A 264-nucleotide genomic window follows, 5' to 3' on the forward strand; every position below is an offset into this window, starting at 1 on the left:
CCTTGGTACGTGTCGGAAGAAGAACATAAAAAAATATTCTCTAGGTGCAATCCTGAAAAAGATGATGTTCTCTACATTAAAGATGGCGCAACGACCGGCCTTGCTGCAATAAATGAATATGACTTTGAGTTCAGTATGCTTTCAAGTTTGGCTCTCTTAAAGCCAAATTTTGAATTAGTTAACTCAGAGTTTTTATGCATGTTTTTGAATCATCCAAGAACAAAATTAGTTTTAACTGCGAATATGGCAGGTGCAGCTATTACA

Annotated in this window: 1 protein-coding gene; it reads left to right on the forward strand. The window is 36.0% G+C overall.

The features are described from left to right. Positions 1–264: restriction endonuclease subunit S domain-containing protein (locus tag AAEY62_RS22990; protein WP_502935560.1), on the forward strand; the 264-nt coding region annotated here is incomplete at both ends.

It is taken from the genome of Pseudoalteromonas sp. GW168-MNA-CIBAN-0100 (assembly GCF_040309225.1).
GTDB classification, from domain to species: domain Bacteria; phylum Pseudomonadota; class Gammaproteobacteria; order Enterobacterales; family Alteromonadaceae; genus Pseudoalteromonas; species Pseudoalteromonas arctica.